Here is a 5,070-nt window from a genome sequence, read left to right as displayed (position 1 = left end):
GTTCACCTGCTCCCTGATTGGTTTGGGTACTGATCAAGGATAGCAGATTGTGGTTGAAGTGGATCACTTTTATGTTATAATTTCTGCCCCAAGTGGTTCACTTTTATATTATCAAATACAAACCACACTTGTGGCCGCCGAGGTTAATGATAGGATACCATTATTAAGGGTATATACACTCGTCGCGTATTTGGTTAAGGCCGTATCGTGGGTTACCATGACAATGGTTACACCCTTCCCATTTAGTTGGCGAAGCAACTCCATAATCTCATGGGTGGTAGCCTCATCAAGATTACCCGTAGGCTCATCGGCCAAAATCACTTCGGGATCATTGGCTAGGGCACGGGCAATGGCTACCCGTTGTTGCTGCCCTCCGGATAGTCGATCCGGAAAGGCCTTGGCCTTTTCCTCAAGTCCTACTCGCCTTAAGAGCATCCCGGTTTTAGTCAGCCGTGCCACCTTTGGAGTTTTCATAAACGCCATCGGAAATTCAATGTTCTCAGCCACCGTCTTCAGCGGGAACAACCGATAGTTCTGAAAAATAAAACCAAAGTGTCCCAAACGAAGTCTTTCCCTGTATTTTTCTGAGAGCTTCGATATGTCTTGTTCATTGATTTTGTAATGTCCCTTGGTTGGCATCGTTAGGGTACCAAGAATATATAGCAGTGTCGATTTACCGCAACCGGAGGGCCCCATAATCATAACGAACTCTCCCTTTTCTACCGTAAGATCCACACCTTTTAGTACCGGTGTATAGGGAGCAGCTCGATTACCAGAGGCATAGCCTTTATGAACTTTATCAAGAACCAACATATTGGTTTCCTCCTCTATCACCTGTGAAATCATAGCCCAAGGCGCAAAGCCTCAACACAATCGATCTTAGAAGCTCGCCAGGCGGCGAAAAAGGCCGTTGCCACAGAAATCATGCTGATCAGGCCAAAACCAAGCAAGAACGTTCCGGATGAGACACCCAAATACTCCACCGGTAGACGCTCAAGTTCCGGCGTAAGCGTCCGGATCGCAGCAAATAACGGTCTGGCAAATCCGTAAACCAGCGGAATACTTAAGGCCACAGAGACCAAGCACACCGCCATAGTCCACCCGAAAACACTTGCCCGAAGGTAACGGATGCCGATCCCTATTGCCCGGGAAATTCCTAGGTTAAAATGTCCTTCGGAGATTTTCGCATTGATCGTTAGAACTAGACCAATGACAGCACCGCATAGGGCTACCATCCCCAAAGCGAGCAAAAGGAAGAAGGGAACACGACAATTTACATAATCCGCCGTACCTTTCAGGTAATGAGTATAGCAAATACACCCAACATCACTCGGAAAGGTAAAACCAGTTTGCATCGCCGCTTGTTTGAAACAGTCTAGCACCAAATCCGAACTAGCCTCTGTCCGAAGAACCAAATATCCAAAATGTCTTTTACTACCTGCTTGGGTACTAGTGAAAAGAAGGTCGTAACCACCGGTTAACGCTTCCTGACTACCGGCCTCTGAGTTATATACACCAACCACTATGTACTCACCTACAGGGACCGCATCGGTGTCGGATATCTGTATGCTCTGGCCAATAACACCCTTGTCGGCACCAAACACTTCCTGACGTAATCGTGCAGAGATAACCACACTTGCATGCTCACCGCTTAGTAAAGCTGGGTCGTATTCTCGCATATCATATCCCAACAGACTCATCGCATGCTTATCTATCCTTAATGCACGACTAACCCTGTAAGCACACTCATCTTTTGCCATGGTCACCCTGAACATACCACGTAGGTCTGTGCTCGATAGGGCACCAAGATAGGCCGAGTCATCCTGTAACAATCGCTTCAACGAAGCCTCTAGATCTTCTAGAGAATCGAGATCAATTTGGGTCGGTTGACTACCTATAGCAGTCTGCCTACTAATTAAGTAGACATCCTGGTACTGGACAAAACCGGTTCTTAGCAACAACAATGAATTAGCCGCCAGTAATGACGCAGATAAAGCAGTAGTAACCTGTAAGACAACCAACACGAAACGGAGGATGTTCACCGAATCAAATGAGGGAAAAACTAGTTTAGTAATGCGCATAGTGTTATCTCCTTAACTACTATTCGCGAATCGCTAAGGCCTCAACAATATCGGTCTTCGATACAATTAGCGCCGGAATAACGCCACTCATAACCACAAAGAGTACAACAAACAACATGATGACACCTAGAAAAATGAAGTTGAGGGGAACCAAAGGCTTGGCCCAGGCAGGTAATAGGTTAATCGCCCCCACCAACGGCACAAGTCCTAGTAACGAACCAATAATCGCCAGCAACAGGATTCTTAGACTATCCTCAAGGGCAAGGGCCCGTCTGGATACGCCCAGCGCCCGTTTGGTGGCTCCAATACCAATAGCACGCTTAATCCGGCTAAGCTGTACATTGATCACAATCAGAAGCGCCCCAAGCAGAATACACCCGATAAAGAAGAAAATGACCGCATTCACCGACTTTGTGCCCGGAGGATGAACTAGTAGTCTTCTAACCACGTTTGTGTTTACCACTCCTTGCCCAAAGCATCCTTCCCGGACCATAGCTTCCACTTTCAAAAGTACCTGGGCCACCGCGCCCTCCCGTGGGACAATGCTGGTTTGCGGTAGAAGCTGCCGATGACTGTTGTTGAAAGCAGAAAATCCGAAGACATAGGCCATCGGTGAAGACTCTGGCGCATCCCCACCGATTGTCTCCTGGTACTGCTGTATGAGTGAGTCGGTCCTCTGCTCCACTATGCCCACCACCAGGTACTCGGCATCGTCAATCGACACTAATCTGGAGCCTTCGGAGCTTTCAAATTGGAGCATCTGTGCAAAGTCCATGTTTATGACAATCTCTTGGGTATCATCCTGGGGCCAGCGCCCCCCTACAAGCCGAAGTTCCTTGCCTTCAATGTATTCACCGGCCCCGTAATAGATGAATACCTCTGTGCTCTCGTTTTCCATGAATAGTCTACCGATTGCCGATGACTCAAGATATGCAAAGTCCACATTCCCAATCTGACGCTTTAGTGCCGATAACTTTTCTTCTGATGTGGGATAGACAAATCCACTCATACCCAGCGGTTGAATCGCCGTAACCCCAGGCAAAACACTAACAGTTCGTCCCTGTATCGATCTACCAAAGGCGATTGGTGCAACATACGAACTAAAGGACATAGACAGCACAAAACCACATATGAAAACCGATGCGGCAACGCTTAACACCAGCAACAACGAAAACCTACGATCACGTTTTGCTTCTAACACTGTCGAGCGCAAAAGATAAGAAAACACAGACATATGCGTTCCTCCTGAGCATGCGGCCATAACAATAACCATGGCTGTACCGCGGAATCCCAACATGTACTCTTTTACTCACTAATCCCTGTACTAGGTACCCCAGAGACAGTCTACGTTTCGACGACAAAAACGTCTCACCACCCCTTCATCCCTAGCGAAGAGAAGACACTCATAATACAAATCCCCCGCGTATCCTACCCGGCGAATCCAAAGAAGCGATTGAAGTAGCTCGTCAGCAGACTATGCTCCGTAGGCCTCACACACCTAAATACAGTCATACGTGCAAAAACAACTGATGTGGTTATAAGCAAAAGCGGCGTTCCCATTCCACATGCAAACCGTTCACAGAATCAATCACAAACTACACAGCTTACCAGTCCGGACATTCGATATACTGTTTTCCGCAGTTAATGTCGTGGCCGCACTCGTGGATAAGATCTCGAGCGTGACTAACACAACTTATACCACAATCTCTACACTCGTACCGACCATGCTCGTTCTTGATGTTATAGGTGCATTTCCTCGGCCAGTAGTAAAAAAACCAATGTGTTCCAGTACTGCAATGGATATCCACATCCGCTGGTCCCATATATATCATGAAATGTGGAAGATCCGTGACACCGCACCTATTGTTACAGATACAATCGCAATCGCAGTCATACGCAAGTGCGAGGCCCAGAATAGCCGCCACCAACAACACCGACAAAGCACGGCATGAATAGGTTTCACTGCATTTAGCTTTGAACGCATTGGTCTAGACTCCTTTCTTCTACTTCGTCGTAAATGGTCTAGCCGCTTTTGCTAGTTTTCGTGCAAGAAATCCCCGTTGAAACCCCAAACATATAGAGTACTTAACCAGATACCATGATAATAACCTTCAAAAGAACCTCAGTAATTCATATGCCTGGATGCAAACAATCGCGTTAGCGCGATGTATCAGTGTTTTTACCGGTTCATCTCTGTAGGTGCGAACCTCTTTCTTATTCCCCATTGCCTTAGGTCCTCGGCCGAAAGCACTCCAAATCATGAAAGCTATATGATTCTAGTTCTATGGCTTTGATCTTACTGTTGGTTCCTTCTAGCTTACCGTTACTAGTAGGGTAGCGAGCATGGTTCAACATGCCTCGCCAATGTGTGGCTGTGCACCTTCCGTGACCGTATAAGCCTTACACAGGAACTGAATCAGCCTAGCCATACGTCTTGTAGCCATAGGACCACCGACATTGGTTATACCGGAAGCCTCAAGATAAATCTCATTGCAGTGGGACACACAATCTGTTGGATCTTCTTGGCCGCCCTACCGCAGGGCGAACATACTACTTATAGCGTTTGTCGGGGCCAACGGATACCCGCTGTTGACTCATCCAGAGCCTCAGCATGATCTACTCTGCGGCGTCAAACAAATCTGGGTATACCGATAGTAGACATCGGGTCATCTCCTTATTGAGGTGATTTATTAGGATTACTACCCGGTGTCTGCTTTTTTATCCCTTTGACCTGCACTTACTGAGATAGACATTTCTAGAATTATGCTACCATTTGTTGGAACCCATCGTCAAGCGATCGCGAGATCGAGCCAGCACTTCCGCAACAGGGTTCGAAATGACCCTAATGTAAACCGGTCGGGCATTGCTATTGTTTTTGGCGGTTGAAAAATCTGGGGGAAGAGACAGGACCCCCTTTCCCCCAAAGAATGTAACTTTGGAAGCTAAGGAGATGCTATCCAATTTTCGCTAGGTTAGGTAGCAGGTAATG

General features: G+C 47.1%; 3 protein-coding genes. All 3 read right to left on the bottom strand.

Annotated elements, in window-relative coordinates:
* Positions 1-111: 111 nt before the first annotated feature.
* The 3 genes from M0Q40_12415 to M0Q40_12405 are packed head-to-tail and all read right to left on the bottom strand — an operon-like array spanning position 112 to position 3,315.
* Positions 112-813: an ABC transporter ATP-binding protein gene (locus M0Q40_12415; protein ID MCK9223393.1), complete on the bottom strand. Its 702-nt coding sequence runs from the start codon at positions 811-813 to the stop codon at positions 112-114.
* Positions 814-842: 29 nt separating this feature from the next.
* Positions 843-2,081 carry a hypothetical protein gene (locus M0Q40_12410; protein MCK9223392.1) on the bottom strand — a complete coding sequence of 413 codons (1,239 nt, stop codon included), beginning with the start codon at positions 2,079-2,081 and terminating at the stop codon, positions 843-845.
* Between the two features lie 19 nt (positions 2,082-2,100).
* Positions 2,101-3,315, bottom strand: a complete 1,215-nt coding sequence (locus tag M0Q40_12405; GenBank protein ID MCK9223391.1) for a hypothetical protein — start codon at positions 3,313-3,315, stop codon at positions 2,101-2,103.
* Positions 3,316-5,070 lie beyond the last annotated feature (1,755 nt).

The organism is Limnochordia bacterium (assembly GCA_023230925.1).
GTDB lineage: Bacteria > Bacillota > Limnochordia > DUMW01 > DUMW01 > JALNWK01.
This window is presented reverse-complemented; position numbering and strand designations above follow the sequence as displayed.